The organism is Thermococcus sp. GR5 (assembly GCF_012027535.1).
GTDB classification, from domain to species: Archaea; Methanobacteriota_B; Thermococci; order Thermococcales; family Thermococcaceae; genus Thermococcus; species Thermococcus onnurineus.
Window position 1 is genome coordinate 79,619 of record NZ_SNUN01000007.1, and the last position, 16,117, is coordinate 95,735.

Annotated in this window: 22 protein-coding genes and 1 pseudogene; 16 read left to right on the top strand and 7 right to left on the bottom strand. The window is 55.0% G+C overall.

Going from position 1 to position 16,117, the window contains the following annotated elements; all coding sequences use genetic code 11:
• Nucleotides 1-35 precede the first annotated feature (35 nt).
• Both E3E33_RS07935 and E3E33_RS07940 read right to left on the bottom strand, forming a co-directional pair.
• The gene (locus tag E3E33_RS07935) at nucleotides 36-770 is read right to left on the bottom strand and encodes a molybdopterin-guanine dinucleotide biosynthesis protein MobB (RefSeq protein WP_167711975.1); all 735 of its coding nucleotides are present in this window, start codon (nucleotides 768-770) and stop codon (nucleotides 36-38) included.
• Nucleotides 771-779: 9 nt separating this feature from the next.
• Entirely contained in the window at nucleotides 780-995 is a 216-nt protein-coding gene (locus E3E33_RS07940) for an LSm family protein (RefSeq protein ID WP_012572081.1), read from the bottom strand.
• Between the two features lie 62 nt (nucleotides 996-1,057).
• Between E3E33_RS07940 and E3E33_RS07945 the strand changes: the two genes are divergently transcribed.
• Nucleotides 1,058-1,885: a hypothetical protein gene (locus E3E33_RS07945; RefSeq protein ID WP_167711974.1), complete on the top strand. Its 828-nt coding sequence runs from the start codon at nucleotides 1,058-1,060 to the stop codon at nucleotides 1,883-1,885.
• An 18-nt stretch (nucleotides 1,886-1,903) separates the two neighbouring features.
• Here the strand turns inward: E3E33_RS07945 and E3E33_RS07950 are convergent, their stop codons facing one another.
• From E3E33_RS07950 to E3E33_RS07960, 3 genes are read right to left on the bottom strand one after another with little or no spacing between them, the layout of a single operon-like run.
• Nucleotides 1,904-2,239, bottom strand: a complete 336-nt coding sequence (locus tag E3E33_RS07950; RefSeq protein WP_167711973.1) for a hypothetical protein — start codon at nucleotides 2,237-2,239, stop codon at nucleotides 1,904-1,906.
• A gap of 41 nt (nucleotides 2,240-2,280) precedes the next feature.
• On the bottom strand, nucleotides 2,281-2,997 hold the full coding sequence (locus E3E33_RS07955) for a 6-hydroxymethylpterin diphosphokinase MptE-like protein (protein WP_167711972.1): 717 nt from the start codon (nucleotides 2,995-2,997) through the stop codon (nucleotides 2,281-2,283).
• Between the two features lie 32 nt (nucleotides 2,998-3,029).
• On the bottom strand, nucleotides 3,030-3,491 hold the full coding sequence (locus tag E3E33_RS07960) for a Mut7-C RNAse domain-containing protein (RefSeq protein WP_167711971.1): 462 nt from the start codon (nucleotides 3,489-3,491) through the stop codon (nucleotides 3,030-3,032).
• A 63-nt stretch (nucleotides 3,492-3,554) separates the two neighbouring features.
• Here E3E33_RS07960 and E3E33_RS07965 point away from each other — a divergent pair.
• Nucleotides 3,555-4,131 (top strand): annotated as a pseudogene (locus E3E33_RS07965) (MBL fold metallo-hydrolase).
• Nucleotides 4,132-4,176: 45 nt separating this feature from the next.
• Nucleotides 4,177-4,740: a nitroreductase family protein gene (locus E3E33_RS07970; protein ID WP_167711520.1), complete on the top strand. Its 564-nt coding sequence runs from the start codon at nucleotides 4,177-4,179 to the stop codon at nucleotides 4,738-4,740.
• A 63-nt stretch (nucleotides 4,741-4,803) separates the two neighbouring features.
• Here E3E33_RS07970 and E3E33_RS11140 read toward each other — a convergent pair whose 3' ends face one another.
• Nucleotides 4,804-5,307 carry a pyrroline-5-carboxylate reductase dimerization domain-containing protein gene (locus E3E33_RS11140; RefSeq protein WP_342764295.1) on the bottom strand — a complete coding sequence of 168 codons (504 nt, stop codon included), beginning with the start codon at nucleotides 5,305-5,307 and terminating at the stop codon, nucleotides 4,804-4,806.
• A 71-nt stretch (nucleotides 5,308-5,378) separates the two neighbouring features.
• On the bottom strand, nucleotides 5,379-5,495 hold the full coding sequence (locus tag E3E33_RS11145; RefSeq protein WP_337998375.1) for a hypothetical protein: 117 nt from the start codon (nucleotides 5,493-5,495) through the stop codon (nucleotides 5,379-5,381).
• A gap of 268 nt (nucleotides 5,496-5,763) precedes the next feature.
• Here E3E33_RS11145 and E3E33_RS07980 point away from each other — a divergent pair, with 268 nt between their 5' ends.
• From E3E33_RS07980 to E3E33_RS08040, 13 genes are read left to right on the top strand one after another with little or no spacing between them, the layout of a single operon-like run.
• Nucleotides 5,764-6,033, top strand: coding sequence for a hypothetical protein (locus E3E33_RS07980; RefSeq protein ID WP_238516376.1), 270 nt, complete (start codon nucleotides 5,764-5,766; stop codon nucleotides 6,031-6,033).
• Nucleotides 6,026-6,676 carry a thiamine pyrophosphate-dependent enzyme gene (locus E3E33_RS07985; protein ID WP_012572091.1) on the top strand — a complete coding sequence of 217 codons (651 nt, stop codon included), beginning with the start codon at nucleotides 6,026-6,028 and terminating at the stop codon, nucleotides 6,674-6,676. Before E3E33_RS07980 ends, E3E33_RS07985 begins: the two co-directional genes overlap by 8 nt.
• A complete protein-coding gene (locus E3E33_RS07990) occupies nucleotides 6,673-7,593 on the top strand; it encodes a transketolase family protein (protein WP_167711519.1) in 921 nt (306 codons plus the stop codon). Before E3E33_RS07985 ends, E3E33_RS07990 begins: the two co-directional genes overlap by 4 nt.
• Nucleotides 7,590-8,390 (top strand): 3-deoxy-7-phosphoheptulonate synthase, encoded by an 801-nt coding sequence (aroF, locus tag E3E33_RS07995; RefSeq protein ID WP_012572093.1) that lies wholly within the window; start codon nucleotides 7,590-7,592, stop codon nucleotides 8,388-8,390. The genes E3E33_RS07990 and aroF overlap by 4 nt, the downstream gene beginning before the upstream one ends.
• A complete protein-coding gene (locus E3E33_RS08000) occupies nucleotides 8,378-9,355 on the top strand; it encodes a 3-dehydroquinate synthase family protein (RefSeq protein WP_012572094.1) in 978 nt (325 codons plus the stop codon). Before aroF ends, E3E33_RS08000 begins: the two co-directional genes overlap by 13 nt.
• On the top strand, nucleotides 9,352-9,999 hold the full coding sequence (locus E3E33_RS08005) for a 3-dehydroquinate dehydratase (RefSeq protein WP_012572095.1): 648 nt from the start codon (nucleotides 9,352-9,354) through the stop codon (nucleotides 9,997-9,999). The genes E3E33_RS08000 and E3E33_RS08005 overlap by 4 nt, the downstream gene beginning before the upstream one ends.
• Nucleotides 9,989-10,816: a shikimate dehydrogenase gene (locus tag E3E33_RS08010; RefSeq protein ID WP_167711518.1), complete on the top strand. Its 828-nt coding sequence runs from the start codon at nucleotides 9,989-9,991 to the stop codon at nucleotides 10,814-10,816. The genes E3E33_RS08005 and E3E33_RS08010 overlap by 11 nt, the downstream gene beginning before the upstream one ends.
• Nucleotides 10,773-11,591, top strand: coding sequence for a shikimate kinase (locus E3E33_RS08015; RefSeq protein ID WP_167711517.1), 819 nt, complete (start codon nucleotides 10,773-10,775; stop codon nucleotides 11,589-11,591). The genes E3E33_RS08010 and E3E33_RS08015 overlap by 44 nt, the downstream gene beginning before the upstream one ends.
• Before the next feature lie 12 nt (nucleotides 11,592-11,603).
• Nucleotides 11,604-12,806, top strand: a complete 1,203-nt coding sequence (gene aroA / locus E3E33_RS08020; RefSeq protein ID WP_167711525.1) for a 3-phosphoshikimate 1-carboxyvinyltransferase — start codon at nucleotides 11,604-11,606, stop codon at nucleotides 12,804-12,806.
• Nucleotides 12,803-13,882: a chorismate synthase gene (aroC, locus tag E3E33_RS08025; RefSeq protein WP_167711516.1), complete on the top strand. Its 1,080-nt coding sequence runs from the start codon at nucleotides 12,803-12,805 to the stop codon at nucleotides 13,880-13,882. Before aroA ends, aroC begins: the two co-directional genes overlap by 4 nt.
• A complete protein-coding gene (locus E3E33_RS08030; RefSeq protein ID WP_012572100.1) occupies nucleotides 13,863-14,105 on the top strand; it encodes a chorismate mutase in 243 nt (80 codons plus the stop codon). Before aroC ends, E3E33_RS08030 begins: the two co-directional genes overlap by 20 nt.
• Complete coding sequence (locus E3E33_RS08035) at nucleotides 14,089-15,183, top strand: pyridoxal phosphate-dependent aminotransferase (protein ID WP_167711515.1); 1,095 nt, start codon at nucleotides 14,089-14,091, stop codon at nucleotides 15,181-15,183. The genes E3E33_RS08030 and E3E33_RS08035 overlap by 17 nt, the downstream gene beginning before the upstream one ends.
• Entirely contained in the window at nucleotides 15,108-15,878 is a 771-nt protein-coding gene (locus E3E33_RS08040; RefSeq protein ID WP_012572102.1) for a prephenate dehydrogenase/arogenate dehydrogenase family protein, read from the top strand. The genes E3E33_RS08035 and E3E33_RS08040 overlap by 76 nt, the downstream gene beginning before the upstream one ends.
• Nucleotides 15,879-16,117 lie beyond the last annotated feature (239 nt).

Sequence of the window (16,117 nt, forward strand, 5' to 3'; positions counted from 1 at the left end):
GGTTGAAAGTGTTGGATTTAGGGACTTCGAAAGACTCAATCATCCCTTATGATTATTTCTATCTTCCTCCCACCCCTGTAACCCTTCATTGCCGAGAGCATGCCCTTAATCGTCTTCTCGACGAGCTCCTGTACCCAGTCCTTCATCGGAAGAACCTGGCCGTCTATCTTAACAGTGACCTTTGGCTTTGAGCTGAGAACCACACAGTCATTGAGCGTTTTCTCGCCTTTGACAATCATCTTCGCCATCTCAGCGCACTTGAAGCCACACATGTGACAGTCTATGTTGGGCAGCATGAAGGCGCGCTTTTCCACGAGGTCGGCGAGCCTCTCGGGCTCGGTGAGGGCGTTTATAACCGGCAATCCCTCAACCTCGTCAATCCCACTTTCGGCTATGATCCCACTCACCGCTATCGCTAGACCGTTGTTGAGCTCGAGGACGTCCTTGGCATCTCTCGCGCAGATGACCCTGGGCAAGTGTTGCACCGATTTAAAGCCCTCCAGCAGAAGAAAATCGGCGTTGACCATCGAAAAGAGGGCATTTATGTCCTTGGCCCTGAAGAGGAGCGCATCAGTGTCGTGGGCCTTCACGATGACAGCGTCGGCAATCTTTGAGAAGCGCCAAGTGTCGCTGTTCTCTCTGTCGAAGTCCCCATGCATGCTCTTGGCTATCGCAACTCTGTAACCGCGCTCTTTCAGAACTCTCGCGACTGCTTCAAGGGTCGCCGTTTTCCCGCTCTTTTTATAGCCAACGAATGCTACGGCCTTCATATCATCACCTCACAGGAGCATTATCCAGTTAAGGTCATCGATTTTAACTATCAGAGCCTTGGCCTTGTTTCCAGCTATGTCCACAACGTCCCTCAGGAGGATAACCTCCTCGTCAAAGTCTTCGATTATTCCTGTGAAGGAGTGCTCGCTGCTTACGGCTAAGGCCACTCTTTTGCCCTTCCACGTTTCAAGAGTCTTGTCGAGGAGATACTGCTTCTCGCTCATATCCTCACCTCCAGAAACCAAAAACCTATAAGGCTTTTAATCGTTTCCCGTTCGGTGATAGAATGAGATTCGTCACGAAGAACGAAGCAGTCAAAAGATCGCTACTTGAAGACCTCAAGAGAGAAGGTATCAAGTTTGAACTTCATGAGAGGCTAAGCTACGAGAGCTTCGTGGGTTATCTTCTTGAGGGGACACTTGAAGAGATAGGTGCTCAGATAGACGTCATGGAAGGAGCCGACAAGGAGGCGCTCAAAGAGGGTTTTCTGTCATTCAAGGAGAGTCTGAACCACATCTTGGAGCACATAAAGGTTGGCGAAAAATTCGAGACGCTCATCCAGGAGGGTCCGTGGGTCGTTGAAATCCTCGACCAGCTCACAAGAAACGAGGCGATAGAGTACAGCGATGGAATAATAAAGCTCAAAGAGGGCGTTGATATCACAAAGCTCAGGTTTGAGTTTAAGTTCCCCTTCAACCTCGTTCACAACCCGGAGAGCACCGAAAAAATCGCCAAGCAGTTCGCCTTCACTGATCTAACCATGGAGTACGAGTTCGAGATCCTCGAGCTCGACATACGCAAGATAAACACCCTTGGAAAGCTCGCCGCCAGGTACTTCCCCGAGGACTACCTCCTAAAGGTCTACTTCGGGCTCATCGGCAGGGCTATCCTCGCAGGGGAAATCCTCAAGGCCCTCGGAAACGAGAAGGTTACCGAGGAGGATCTGGTGAAGGGCTTCGTGAGGGTTTCACCAATGGCCATACCCACCGAGAAGGGAACCCTCGTGATAAACTATTCGCCGAAGGCTCTGGAAGAAATCCTTCGCCTTCTGAAGAAGCTCGGTTACCTGGAGATAAAGGCAGGAAAAGTGAAGAAGCTGAGGGATCTCGTTTGAGTCCCTCCTTTTTTAACATTAGGATTTTTCGAGTTTTGAATGGGTGGACGGTTCTGAGGGGAGCAGTATAAGGCCCACAAGCATTAGGATACCACTTACCGTACTGAAGAAGAGGAGCGAGAGCACCATTGGTATAATGAGCTTGTTTTTAGCCTCTTTGTATTCCCCTATATCAACGAGCTCCACAACCTCATTGGAGCGCTTGTAGATCCACCATGCGAGTATGAACGCCGGAATTGCAAGGATTATGCCAATGATGGTTATCAGAAGCACCAATCCCCCGAGAACCCCTACTATAAGCGAGATTATTCCCCCAATCTTTATGAGCAGTTTGGCCGTTTCAACATCCGCCATAGAACCACCTATGTTAGTAGTGGTAAAGCAATATAAAAAAGTTATCCTCCCTCACCTGAGACAGAGAATTGGATAATCTTCGCTTTTCCATTTTTCGCCAACCAGTCCAGCAGCTCCTTCGCAAAGGCGAACTTCTTTCGCTTGCTCTCCCAAACCGGCGAGTGCTCCTTCAGACCCGGTTTGCTCCATCTGCCGACCGTTTCACCGAAATCAAAGCCGACCAGGACTACCTCCTCGGCCCCCAGTGCCTCAGCCAGAAAAGCCGCCCTGTCGCCGTCGGTGAAGCCGCCGAAGTTGTAGACGATGTCCAAGGGTTCGGTCTGGCACGTTCCGAGGATTCGCTCGAAAATGGGTACGTAAATGCCCATCTTCTCGATGTTGTCTCCGTGGGCGTGGATTACCATAAATGCCCCCCTATCGTTGGCTATTTTCAAGTCAGGAATCCTTCCATCGAGGTCAGTAACAACAATGTCTGGAACCAAGCCGAACTCAAGCAGTGCGGAAGTGGCACCGTCGGCGGCTATGAGCGTCCCATCGGAGAAGTCGAACTCATTTAAGACCTCCTCAAGGCTGGGACCGGCGCCGAAGATATAGACTCTTCTGCCGACGACCGCCTTAAGTTCCTCCCTCAGGATGTAGTCATCTCCCTCCAACAGAAGCGCTCTCAGTATTTGGGCGGCTTCGCGGTCTTTCTCAATGGAATAACCCATCTCACGGACTATGCGTAGGTAGAAAGGCTCCCACTCTTCCCACTCCATTGGCTCACCAAACCGAGTTGGGGCAGAAGTTTTTAAATCCTCCTCAGCCTTTCGTCGATTTTTAGCATCTCCCTCCACTGCCTCCCCGGCCAGTATATCTGACCACAGCTCTCGCAGATATAGAACTCGTCGTAATTTGCGTAAACGCTCGATGGAACTTTGTCTCTGATTTCCCCCTTTCGAATCGGCCTTATCAGCCCGTTGCACTTCGGACATCTCGCGTTGGTGGGGAAGAGATCTTTGAACTCCAGTCCATGCTCCTTGAGTTCCTTAACCTGCTCCTCAAGTGAGCTTGAGTGGATAAGAATCACTTCTGCACCGAGCCTTTTCGCCACTCTGGCCAAACCGGAATCTCTTGTGAGTATTATTCGCCCTTCCTCTAGGGCAATCCTGAGTATTTCATTGTCATCCTCGATTCCATAGAGTGTATCGTAGCCGTAGAGCCTCAACCAGCGGGCCAAACGACCAAGCATCATGTCGGCGATGAACTTCATGGATTAGAGTTGGTGGCAATCCTTATAAGGGGACTATTTTACGACCGTAAAATAGGTGGCAGGATGATAGTTTACTTTATCGGCACCGGCGGGAGCGAGGGAATTCCGGCTCACCTTTGCACCTGTTCCTCATGCAACGAGGCGAGGAACTTTGGCTTCGCCCAGAGGAAGCCCTCTACAGTGGCAAACACGCGGATGCGCTGATACTCAACGACCCCAAAAACCTGCAGCCGAATTTCATAAAGCCCGGCGATACTCTGAAAATCGACACGCTCAAGATCACTGCCCTAAAGCTCAATCACCAGGTTGAAACTCTCGGTTATTTAATCGAGGAGGACGGAAAGAGTGTTGCAATACTCTACGACACAAAGGGACTTCCAGAGGAGACGTGGAAAGTTCTGGAGAAAAAGGCCCCACTGAGGCTGGCCATCGTTGACGCCACTTATCCCCCGGGTTTCGATGATCCCTATCACAACAACGTTGATGAGGGCGCTGAAATTAGGCTTGAGCTTACCGAGAGAACCGTTCTCAGCCACATATCTCACAAAAACCTGCCCTTCCTCGAACTCACGGAGTACGTCCGCAAAGATGGGGCAACAAAGTTCTGGTCGCGTATGATGGAATGGTTTTCTACGTTTGAGGCCAAGGTTTTTATCTCTGTTCTCCTAACCCCTACGGTGGTGGCATGAGGGTTTTTGAGCTCGCAAAGCGGAGAAAGACTGTGAGGCAGTTCCTACCGGATAAACCATCACTTGATGCAATCATGAAAGCCCTCGAGGCTGCAAAGGAAGCTCCATCCGGAATGAACGCCCAACCATGGCGCTTTGTTGTAATAGACGATGAGTGGCTGAAAGGGAAGATACGGGAGCTCTGCGAGGAAGAAGAGAAGAAGTTCTACTCAAAGACAAAGGGCGACCTGATGGCCTGGCTGAACGCCAAGGGATTCAGGCCAGAGAAGCCCTTCCTGAGCGAAGCCCCTTACCTGATCCTTGTCTTCGGCCACACAAAGGCCCCCTACTGGCTCCAATCAACGTGGATAGCGGTCGGATATCTTCTTTTAGCACTTGAAGAGCTGGGCCTCGGGACGGTAACCTACACACCGCCCAACCCGAAGCCTGTCGAGGAGCTTTTGAACGCCCCCAGAGACTACAAGCTTCAGGTCATCCTGCCCGTTGGATATCCGGCAGACCCGAAGCCGAAGTACGAGAGGAAAAGGCCAGAAGAAGTCATGAGCCTCAACGGATTTTAGGCCTTTTCGAGAGTATCCTCGACTTTCTGGTCGCCGCGTCTATGGCCTTCACCACCGCCATCCTCACCCTTCTTCCTCGAGCTCAAAGACGCCGTCTATCGTAGTCCCAGCGGGGTTATCATCCCCTCCCTTCACCTCGGCCGGATGTCTGTCCGTCTCCATGAGGAGCTTCGTCGTCTCGAGGAGGGTCTGGAGGACGGCGAGCCAGGCAATTTCCCTCGGCAGACCAACCCTTAAGCGGCCGTAGACCATCGCCTCAAGGAACACCGTCACGTAGGCCTGTCCGAAACCATCGAGTCCCATTATGGCGTCCATGTGCTCCTCCCCAACCTTTATGCACTCTCCAAAGGCAGGAAATATGTTCTCAACGGTTTTCAGGTCGTCACCCTTTAGGTCGATGGCGTATGCCGTAAAAGACTCCTTGACGAGAACGGCTATGTTGGGCATCGCCCTGACCACTTTAGCCTTCGGAACTTTTCTCTCTATGTATTCGAGCCCTATGCCAGCGGCCAGCAATATCAGCAGCTTTCCGTCGAGCTTTTCCCCATCTCGTCCAGCACTGCCCAACTTTGTTCGGCTTGACCGCGAGAAAACAACATCGGCCCATTCCGCCGCCTTCACGTTGTTCCGCGTGAGCTTTACGCCATGCCCCCCAAGCCATTTGATCTTCTCAACGTTTCTCCGGGTGCGATAACCTCATGGCCGGCCTCGCTCAGGGCTTTGGCAACTGCACTTCCAGCGGTTCCAGCGCCGATAACGGCAACCTCATTCCATCACTGGCGGAAGTCCGTTCCTGTTCAGATAACGTTTTTGGGCAGTTGGGAGTCATGGTGACAAGATGTTCCCGTATATGGGGGACTACTGACGGAAATGGATGGTCGGAGTTTATCCAGTTGGTACAATAGCCAGCCCTTCCTGTCCAAGGGTTTAAATAGGGGCAACGTTCCCCATAATCCCGGTGATCGTCATGGCAGAACCGAAGGTGATGCCCCGCCAATATTGGTAACCCCCTTCGGGGGTGAGGTGATTAGGAAACTTGTTCTCAGGGCACTGAACGAGAACCAGCGGCTGATCCTAAGGAGCGTTAACGGAAGACACCGATCCCTCAACGCCCTCCTTGAGGAGCTCAGCAGGAAGGAGAAGAAGCCGATATCAACCCTCAAACTGAACGCCAAGATACTAAAGGATCTCGGCCTCATAGACTACGGAACCAGGGACGACCCCAAACCGGTCCGCCTTACTGAGCACGGGTTCTTTGTTCTTAATCTTCTGGAGGTTGATGAAAATGAGTGAAGCAGTTTTCAGGCTCCGCAACATGCTCGAGAGGGTCAACAACTTCCACCTAAGCTCCTCCGAGACCTGTCTGGATATACTATCGGCAGTACTCGAAAGGAAGGGCGAGGAAGACGTGGTGATACTCAGCAAGGGTCACTCCGCACCCGCTTTCTACGTAACCCTCCACGAGATGGGCTTCATAACATGGGAAGAGCTACTGACCTTCGCCGACATAGACGGCCTGCCGAGCCACGTTGCGAGGGGGTTGCCCTTCATTGAGGTCTCCAGCGGCTCCCTCGGGCAGGGTCTGTCGGTGGCAAACGGCATAGCACTGGCCAAGAGGGCGGACGGAAAGGGTGAAAAGGTTTACGTCATCCTTGGCGACGGCGAGCTCGACGAGGGTCAGGTGTGGGAAGCCGCCATGACCGCTTCCCACTACGGCCTCGACAACGTGATAGCGATCGTTGACAGGAACTACTTCCAGCTCACCGGCGGAACCGAGGAGACGCTGAGGAAGGAACCCCTGGCAGACAAGTGGCGCGCCTTCGGCTGGACGGTCATAGAAGTTCCTAACGAGAGGAGCGCGATAGAGACGGCTCTGGACTACGCCGAGAGAATCAAGGGCAGGCCCAAGGTCATAATAGCGAGGTGGGAGAAGTGATAGAGAGCTTCCGCGAAGCCTTTGGACGGACCCTCGTGGAGATTGGAAGGGAAGAACTGAAGCTGGTAGTCCTCGATGCCGACGTGAAGAGCTCAACGAGGACGTCATACTTTGAGAAGGCCTTCCCAAACAGGTTCTTTCAGGTGGGGATAAGCGAGCAGGACATGGTGTCGACGGCGGCTGGCTTTGCAATAGCCGGGAAGATACCCGTGGCCTCGGCCTTCGCCTCGTTCCTCATGAGGGCGTGGGAGCAGATAAGGAATACCGTCGCGAGGGACAACCTGAACGTCAAGCTCGTCTCGACCCACTCGGGCTTCTCTGACTACCTCGACGGCTCCTCCCACCAGTGTCTGGAGGACGTCGCCCTCATGAGAGTGCTCCCCAACATGAGAGTTATCGTACCCGCGGACGCACCCTCTGTTGAGGTTCTCCTCAGGGAGGCCGTGAAGCTTGAGGGGCCTGTTTACATGCGCCTCGGCCGGGACTACGCCCCAAGGGTGTACGAAAGGCCTAAGCTAAAAATCGGGAAGGCCAGTATCCTCAGAAAGGGAAACGACGTCCTTCTGATAGCCAACGGCGTCATGGTCTCGGTGGCGTTGAAGGTCGCGGATACCCTCGAGGATAAGGGCGTGAGAGCGGCAGTTGCCGACTTCCACACGGTCAAGCCTCTCGACGAGGAAACTCTCCTGAGGATGGCCTCTCCGGTTGACGTTGTTGTCACCCTTGAGGAGCACAGCATCTACGGGGGTCTTGGAGGCGCCGTGGCGGAGGTGCTCTCCGAGAGGATGCCGAGGCGGGTGATAAGAATAGGAACGACGCAGTTCGGCCGTTCAAGCAGGGACTACCTTTCGCTCCTCGACAGGTACGGTCTGACTGCCGAGAAAGTTGTCAGAAGGCTTGAGGAGGTGGTGGCTTGAGCCCTGAATTCAAGTTCTCAAAGGAGTACAAATCAAGGACTGTAATCAAAGTAGGTGATGTTAGAATAGGAGATGGGTTCACTATCATAGCCGGTCCCTGTGCCGTGGAAAGCGAAGAGCAGATAACAAAGGTCGCGGAGTTCCTGGCCGAGGTAGGGGTCAAGGTGATCCGCGGCGGCGCCTTCAAGCCGAGGACAAGCCCCTATTCTTTCCAGGGATACGGTGAGAGGGCCCTTAAATGGCTGAGAAAAGCTGCCGATGAGTACGGCCTTGTAACTGTTACCGAGGTCATGGACACCTCGCAGGTTGAGCTCGTGGCGAAATACTCGGATATCGTCCAGATTGGTGCCAGGAACGCCCAGAACTTCGAGCTCCTGAAGGCCGTTGGAAAAATAGACAACCCCGTGCTCCTCAAGAGGGGGATGGGTAACACGGTTCAGGAGCTTCTCCACTCCGCGGAGTACATAATGAGCGGCGGAAACGAGAACGTCATCCTGTGCGAGAGGGGCATAAGAACCTTTGAAACTGCCACGCGCTTCACGCTCGACATCTCGGTCGTTCCGGTCATCAAGGAACTCTCCCACCTTCCCGCGATAGTCGATCCCTCCCATCCGGCCGGAAGGAGGAGCCTTGTCATCCCGCTCGCCAAGGCAGCCTACGCCGTCGGCGCCGACGGCATAATGGTGGAGGTTCACCCCGAGCCGGAGAAGGCCCTCTCGGATTCTGCCCAACAACTCGACTTCGAGGGCTTCAGAAAACTTCTGGAGGAGCTGGAGGGGCTGGGATGGAGGGACTGATATTCGGCTCCCTCGAGGAGCTCCCTTCAGTAGTCGAGAAGCTCAGACCCCACAGGGTGGTCATACTGACCAACACGACCCTTGAACGGCTGTGGCTAGGTAAAGTGATGGAGCTCGTTGGCGGGGAGGCAATAGTTATCCCCGATGGAGAGGAGCACAAGAGGCTTGAGACGGCGGTTAATGTCTGGAACATGTTGGTGGACATGGGCTTTACGAGGAGATCCCTGCTGGTAGGCCTTGGCGGGGGCGTTGTGACGGATCTGGCCGGCTTCATCGCCTCCACATACATGAGGGGCACTATGCTCGGCCTCGTGCCGACGACCCTCCTCGCACAGGTGGACGCGGCGATCGGGGGAAAAACCGGAGTAAACTTCCGCGGAAAAAACATGATAGGAACGTTCTACCTCCCGGACTTCGTGCTGATTGCCCACGAAACCCTCTCGACACTCCCTGGGGAGGAGGTCCTCAACGGCCTCGGGGAGGTTGCCAAGTACGCCGTGCTCAAGGGAAAAATATACGGCATGGTGAGGAAGTTCCCCGGGATGACCCCCGAGCTCGTGAGGGAGTGCGCCCTCTTCAAGGCCAAGGTCGTTGAGGAGGACTTCATGGAGGCAGGGAAGAGAAGGATACTGAACCTCGGCCACACCACTGCCCACGCCATCGAGAAGCTCTCTGACTACAGAATAAAGCACGGTCTGGCCGTGGCTATGGGCCTCATGGTCGCGGCGAAGGTTGGGGAGCACCTCTACGGCTTCGACGCGGGCAAAGTGGAGGAGCTCTTGAATGCCTTCGGCCTCCCCACGAGACACCCCTTCGAGGCGGGGGAGATAGTGAGGGAAATGAGGCTCGACAAGAAGGCGTGGCGTGGAAGGCTTGTCTTCGTAGTCCCGGAGGACATAGGAAAGGTTCACGTTGAGGAGGTCGGAGAGGAGGTCGTTAAGAGAGCACTGGAGGAGACAGCATGATAGTGGGTGTAGTATTGGCAAAAAACGCCCAGAAGGCCGTTGAAAAGATAAAATCCGGAGAGGCCGATTTGTACGAGGTCAGGCTGGACCACTTCTCCTCATTTGACGGCCTTGAGGAGCTCGAACCCTTTGCCCCCAACCTGATATTCACGTTCAGAAGTTATGAAGAGGGCGGCAGGAGGGAAGCAAGCGATGAGGAGAGGCTCAGGGTGTACAAGAGAGTGCTGGAGCTCTACCCCGCGTATGTTGACGTGGGGCTGAACTCGGGCATAGCCGAAAGAGTCGTGAAAGAGGCCAGGGAGAAGAGGGTGGGTGTTGTCCTGTCGTACCACAACTTCGAGGAAACGCCGGACTTCTGGGAGCTTTTGGGGGTGGTAAAGGCCATGGAAGCCCTCGAACCCGACGTTATGAAGATCGTGACGATGGCCAGATCCCTTGGGGACAACCTCCGGATTGCGAGGCTCTACGAGGGCAGGGAGAACGTGGTCGCCTTCTGCATGGGTTCTTTGGGAAGGCTTTCAAGGCTCATAAGCGCGCTCCTGGCTCCCTTTACCTACGCGTCCCTCGATGAGGAGGCCGCCCCGGGCCAGCTCACCGTCGAGGAACTGAGGAGAGCCATTGAGGTGGTCGGGGATGGACGCTGAAACGGTACTCTACGGGCTCATAGGGCGGCCGGTGAGTCACTCCCTCAGCCCTGCGATGCACAACGCGCTCTTCCGGCTCTACGGAATGAACGCGGTGTACCTTGCCTTTGAAGTCAGTGACCTAGAAGGCGCCATAAAGGGGATCAGAGCTTTGGGGATCCGCGGTCTCAACGTGACGATGCCACACAAGGAGACCGTTGTCGGGCACCTCGACGGCCTCTCGAGCGAGGCTGAAGCCCTTAACAGCGTTAACACGGTCGTCAACAGGGGAGGAGAACTCATAGGACACAACACCGACGGAGTTGGGACCCGGAAAGCCCTTGAGAGGTTCACGAAGCTAAAGGGGAGGAGGGTTCTAATCATAGGGGCTGGCGGTGCGGGGAAGGCAATAGCCCACGAGCTCTCAAAGGTTGCAAGCGTGGTCGTCCTCAACAGAACCCCTGAGAGGGCAAAAACCCTCGAGCGCTTCGGAATCGAGGTCGGAAGGCTGGAGAGGTCGAGGCTTGAAGCTGAGATCAGAAATGCCGACGTCCTGATAAACGCCACGCCCGTGGGTATGAACGAGGAGAGGAGCATTGTCCCTCCGGAGCTTCTCCCAGAGGGAGCGGTCGTCATGGATGCTGTTTATACCCCACCTAAGACGCTCCTCCTCAGGGAGGCCGAGGCGAGGGGATGCCTTACGGTAGATGGCCTCTGGATGCTCGTCTATCAGGGGGCTGAAAGCTTCCGCCTCTGGACGGGAGTAAGTCCCGACGTTGATTTCATGAGGAGGGTTGCGCTTGAAGGGCTCAGCAAGCGCGGCTGTTACGGTGGTTAACGCCTTCGCAACCGGAAAGGGGGTGGCGATCGGGATTGATATGTGGACAAGTGCGAGGGTTAAGGTAACCTCAGGGGGGATAGAGGGGAAAATACTAGTGAGGGGAAAGGAGGTTAAGGACTACAGGCTCGTCCGGGCGGTGGTAGGCCTCCTCAGGGAACTCACAGGCGGGGACTTCGGGATCAGGTTTGAGATAACCTCTGAAATACCAGTGGGAAAGGGCCTGAAAAGTAGCTCCGCCGCGGCCAACGCCCTCACGGAGGCACTCGTCAAGGCACTGAAGCTCGACCTTGAGCCCTTACAGGTCGTCAGGCTTGGTGTGGAGGCCGCGAAGCGGGCCGGCGTTACGCTCACGGGGGCCTTCGACGACGCCTGTGCCTCCTACTTCGGCGGCATTTGCATAACGGACAACACGAAAAACGAGCTACTCGGGAGGAGGGAAGTGGAAGGTGAAACCGTTGTGCTCATGCCCGGGGAGAGCCTTATGACGGAGAGCCTGAGGGGGCTAGACTTTTCCGTGCTGAGGCCGTACGTTGAGGAAGCATTCAGGCTTGCGCTGGCCGGGGAGTGGAGGAAGGCGGCGGTGATAAACGGGCTGATATACGGGACGTTCCTCGGCCACGATACGAAGCCCTTCAGAGTGGCCATGAGTATGGGCGCCGTTCCGGGCCTCAGTGGGAAGGGACCGGCGGTCTTCGCCATTACCGACGAGCCCGAGAGGCTGGCTGAGGCTTGGGAGCCCTTTGGGGAGGTTGAAATAAGAAAGCTAAGGTGATCTGGAGTGGGAGTGATAATAAGGCCAGTTGGTGAAGTGACCGGCGAGGTGGAGGCACCGCCCTCGAAGAGCTACACCCACAGGGCGTACTTCCTAGCCCTCCTCGCAGAGGGGAGGAGTAAGGTTAAGAGACCCCTGGTTTCCGACGACACACTCGCCACTCTGAACGCCATCAGGGCATTCGGGGCATCCGTCGAGGGTGAGAGCATCATCCCCCCAGAGTGGCCGAAGGGGGCATTCATAGATGCCCACGAGTCCGGAACTACGGCCAGGATAGCCTTGGCCGTGGCCTCCATAGGGGGAGGAGAGAGCACCGTTAACGGCGGTAGGAGGCTTAGGGAGAGGCCGTTTGGGGAGCTAGTAAGGGCCCTTCGAAAGGCGGGAGCGGAGATTGAGGGCGAAAGGCTTCCTCTTAGGGTAATTGGGAGGAACTTAAGGAGGAGAGATGTTGAGGTTGATGCATCAACCTCCTCCCAGTTCGCCACGGCGCTTCTGATAATCGGAGCCAAGGTCGGGATGGAGGTGCTGATTAAAAGATCCGTTTCAAGGCCTTACATAGAGGTCACGGCGAGAACTCTGAAGGCTTTTGGAGCTGACTTCAGGCGTGAAGGCTTTGACTTCTACATCGAGCCCGGAATAACGGGGACTTCCTTCACGGTTCCGGGCGATTATTCATCGGCATCCTTCTTCTTAGCTGCAGGGGCCCTCTACGGGAGGGTGAAGATTCGGAACTTAGATCCGAAAGACGTTCAGGCGGACAGGGCCATAATAGACGCCCTAAGGGAGTTCGGGGCCGAGGTGAAGGTTGGAAGGAACTACGTGGAGGCTGAGAAGGGAGAGCTTAGAGGGGTGGAGATAGACTGCTCGGACTTTCCCGACCTCTTTCCGGTGCTGGCCGTTGTTGCTTCCTACGCCGAGGGAAGGAGCGTCCTGAGGGCGAGGCAGCTCAGGTTCAAGGAGAGCGACAGGGTAAGGGCGATGGCCGTCAACCTCTCAAGGATGGGGATACGGGTAAGGGAGCTTCCGGACGGGCTGGAGATAGAGGGGGGGAGGCCTAAGGGAGGGCAGTTTGAGACCTTCAACGACCACAGGATAGCCATGGCCATGGTCGTGGCGGCGCTGGGGGCGAGGGGAGAAAGCGTTATCCCTGAAACGGGGAGCGTTTCCAAATCCTACCCCGGCTTCTTTAACGACCTTAGGAGGCTGGTGGGATGAGGTTGCTCAACTACAACCTCTTCGGTGAGAGCCATGGGAAAGCCATTGGGGTTGTCATCAGGGGAGTGCCCCCCGGGATCGAGGTTCGGGAAGGGGAGCTCACGGCAGAGCTCGAAAGGAGGAAGGGAATAAGGAGGTTCGCAACGAAGAGGAAGGAGGAGGACAGACCCGTTATACTCTCGGGAGTCTTCAGGGGACACACCACGGGGACGCCAATAGCCGTCGTCGTGGAGAACCGGGACGTTGAGTCATCCTACTACGAGGAGATAAAGGACACTCCAAGACCGGGACACGGGGACTATCCGGCCAGAATAAAATACTTCGGCTACAACGACTACAGGGGGGGAGGGCACCTGTCGGGCAGGCTCACGGTCGGGATCGTGGTGGCTGGATACTTCGCCAAAAAGATACTGGAGAGGTTTGGGATCGAGGTCAGGGCTTACATAAAGAGGATAGGTCCCGTTGAGGCTAGGGAGTTGAGCGTCGAGGAGGTGTTCTCATCGGAGAACCCGTACTGCCCCGACGAAGAGGCCTTCGGGGAGATGCGAGAGGTTATGGAAGACGCTAGGAAGAGCGGGGACAGCGTTGGAGGGATCGTGGAAGCTGTGGCAAGGAACGTTCCCGCAGGGTTGGGCGGTCCATATGAAGAGGACATTGAAGCAGATCTGGCCTCGGCTTTCTTCAGGATACCTGCGGTCAAGGGGGTGGAGTTCGGTTTGGGCCTCAGGTTTGGGGAGCTCAGGGGAAGTGAAGCCAACGACCCCTTCATCATAAGGAACGGTAAGGTCGTTACTGAGACGAACAACCACGGGGGCTTTCTCGGTGGAATGACGACGGGCATGCCAATAGTGGCCAGGGTTGTCATAAAGCCCACCCCGTCGATATACCTTCCCCAGAGAACGGTGAACATTGGGGAGATGAGAGAGGAGTGGATAAGGCTAAGAGGACGCTTTGATTCGTGTATCGTCCCCAAGGCCCTTCCCGTCGTTGAGGGGGCGATGGCCATAGTCTTGGCGGATCATCTGCTCAGGAGAATGGCCTGGGTGGGGTTTGAAAATGCAAGATCGGGTTCTTAAAATAAAGGAGCTCAGAGGCGAGATCGACAGGATAGATGAGGAGATAATCAAACTGCTCGAGAAGAGGCTCGAAGTTGCTAGGGAGATAGGGACGCTAAAGGCCGCGGCGGGCCTGCCCATTATAGACAATGAGCGGGAGAGAGAGGTTTTAGAAAGGGCCAAAAAGTTCAGGAGAATTTTTGAAGCAATAATAGCGGTGAGCAGGGATGTTCAACATCTATGAGTTCTTCAACAGGATAAACGAACTCGACCCTAAAATAAGGCTAGACGCCGGCCAACCAGACATCCCTGTTGATGGAGAGATAATAGCTGAAACTGTGAGAGCGCTTCGAGCCGGAGAGACCGGTTACACCCCAACGGCCGGGATAGGAGAGCTCAGGGAGGCCATAGCGAACCTCGAGGGGGTTTCTCCGGAGGAGGTCATGGTGGGTCCGGGTGCGAAGATATTCATCTCAGCAGTGGTAGCGAGGGCGAGGAGGATCGCAGTCGTTTCCCCTCACTGGAACGCTTACACGCTCATAGCCAATGAGTTCAAAAAGGATGTCGAGGTGATAAAGACCAGGCTTGAGGACGGATGGCTCCCCCAGGTTGAAGAGATAAACGCCGACCTGCTCATACTGAACTATCCGAACAACCCGACGGGGAGGGTTCCCTCTAGAGAAGAGCTTAAAGGAATTCTTGAAGCTGCTGAGGAAAGGGGCATCAAGGTTCTTTCGGATGAAGTCTACGCTGAGTTGAGCTTCAAGGAGCACACCCCAGTTAGGGAGCTCTACGAGAACACCATAACTGTGAAGGGCTTCTCAAAGCTCTATTCCATGACGGGCTTCCGCCTCGGCTACGCCATAGCCCAACGGGAGGACGCCAAGAAGTTGAGAGAGTTCATCGAGGTGACCGCCACTTGCGTGCCTCCCTTTGTCCAGAGGGCTGGGATAAAGGCCCTCGAGCTCAGGGACAGGATCAAGAAGAGGGTTAGGAACGAGTACAGGATGAGAGTGAAAAGGGCGGTCAGGATACTCAATGGTCTGGAGTTTTATCCCCCAGAAGGGGCTTTTTACGTCTTCCTGCGCGTCCCAGGGGACGGTCTCTCCTTTGCGGAGCGGCTTCTTAACCGGGGAGTAGCTGTCTTTCCGGGAGTTGCTTTTGGCGACTATAGGAACTTCATAAGGATATCCCTTACTTGGAAGGGGTTTGAAGAGGGACTCAAGATAATAAGGGAGGAGGTAGAATGCGCATCGGAATCGTCGGCTACGGGAAGATGGGAAGGCTCTTCAGGGAGTGCCTCAGCGGGGAGCACGAGGTGAGGGTGTACTCGCAGCACGAGAGAATGGACTTCAGCTCGCTGAGGGAGCTTTACTCGTGGGCAGAAATTATAGTTCTAGCCTCATCCCTCTCCATACTTCCACACCAGCTCAAGGAGCTCTCTACACTTTCAAAGGAACTCGGAGGGACAAAGGTAATCTTCGACATAGCGACGTTCAAAGCAGACATTGTTGGCCTTTACAGGCACTTTCCGAGGGAGGTTAAGGTCGCCAGTGTCCACCCAATGTTTGGGCCTGGGACGGCTTCCCTACGAGGCAGAAGGTTCATAGTGGTTCCAGTCCCGGGGAGGGAGGAGGATTCTAAGGTCGTTGGGGAGTTAATAAAATCCCTTGGCGGAAAAGTGGAGTTCCTTGAGGCCAGAACCCACGACAGGATCATGGGCTTCGTCATAGGCGTTCCCTACTTTCTGGGACTCTCCTATCTGGCGCTCTCAATAGAGAGAGGGCTGGGAAGGTTTGGGGGCACTTCCCACGCTTTCTTAGAGACCTACGGGAAAGCCGTTCTCAACGACTCGCCGGACTTCGTCGAGGAGGTTCTTAAACGCTCAAGGGGGGAGATAGAGGAGTTCCTGCAGTTTCTACGAGAAGGGAAGCCGAACCCGAGCAAGCTTAGAAAGAGGCTTAGTGAGGAGGAGATAAAGAAAGCCTACGAAAGGTTCTACAGGGCTTTAGAGTGATAAAATACTCCTTACCGCCTCGTTGACGTCAGTCACGTCCCTGCCGACCATCAAGAAGTCGAAATTGCCGTATTCCCTCCAGTAGTTCTCCACCAAGAGCTCGTCGTTGTGGGTGTCGCCGATGTAAATGCCACATTCCCCTAATGAGCTCCCAGAGGGCGCGGAGGTCGGGCTTCACGTAGAGCTCCCTTGTCACGGCGTTCTTGAAGCGATAGCTACAAATTTCACAATAAAAACCG

Bases quoted from the DNA above. Each gene is read 5' to 3' on its own strand.
- E3E33_RS07935 (WP_167711975.1), bottom strand. From the start codon at position 770: ATGAAGGCCGTAGCATTCGTTGGCTATAAAAAGAGCGGGAAAACGGCG.
- E3E33_RS07940 (WP_012572081.1), bottom strand. From the start codon at position 995: ATGAGCGAGAAGCAGTATCTCCTCGACAAGACTCTTGAAACGTGGAAG.
- E3E33_RS07945 (WP_167711974.1), top strand. From the start codon at position 1,058: ATGAGATTCGTCACGAAGAACGAAGCAGTCAAAAGATCGCTACTTGAA.
- E3E33_RS07950 (WP_167711973.1), bottom strand. From the start codon at position 2,239: ATGGCGGATGTTGAAACGGCCAAACTGCTCATAAAGATTGGGGGAATA.
- E3E33_RS07955 (WP_167711972.1), bottom strand. From the start codon at position 2,997: ATGGAGTGGGAAGAGTGGGAGCCTTTCTACCTACGCATAGTCCGTGAG.
- E3E33_RS07960 (WP_167711971.1), bottom strand. From the start codon at position 3,491: ATGAAGTTCATCGCCGACATGATGCTTGGTCGTTTGGCCCGCTGGTTG.
- E3E33_RS07970 (WP_167711520.1), top strand. From the start codon at position 4,177: ATGAGGGTTTTTGAGCTCGCAAAGCGGAGAAAGACTGTGAGGCAGTTC.
- E3E33_RS07985 (WP_012572091.1), top strand. From the start codon at position 6,026: ATGAGTGAAGCAGTTTTCAGGCTCCGCAACATGCTCGAGAGGGTCAAC.
- E3E33_RS08000 (WP_012572094.1), top strand. From the start codon at position 8,378: ATGGAGGGACTGATATTCGGCTCCCTCGAGGAGCTCCCTTCAGTAGTC.
- E3E33_RS08005 (WP_012572095.1), top strand. From the start codon at position 9,352: ATGATAGTGGGTGTAGTATTGGCAAAAAACGCCCAGAAGGCCGTTGAA.
- E3E33_RS08010 (WP_167711518.1), top strand. From the start codon at position 9,989: ATGGACGCTGAAACGGTACTCTACGGGCTCATAGGGCGGCCGGTGAGT.
- aroC (WP_167711516.1), top strand. From the start codon at position 12,803: ATGAGGTTGCTCAACTACAACCTCTTCGGTGAGAGCCATGGGAAAGCC.
- E3E33_RS08030 (WP_012572100.1), top strand. From the start codon at position 13,863: ATGCAAGATCGGGTTCTTAAAATAAAGGAGCTCAGAGGCGAGATCGAC.
- E3E33_RS08035 (WP_167711515.1), top strand. From the start codon at position 14,089: ATGTTCAACATCTATGAGTTCTTCAACAGGATAAACGAACTCGACCCT.
- E3E33_RS08040 (WP_012572102.1), top strand. From the start codon at position 15,108: ATGCGCATCGGAATCGTCGGCTACGGGAAGATGGGAAGGCTCTTCAGG.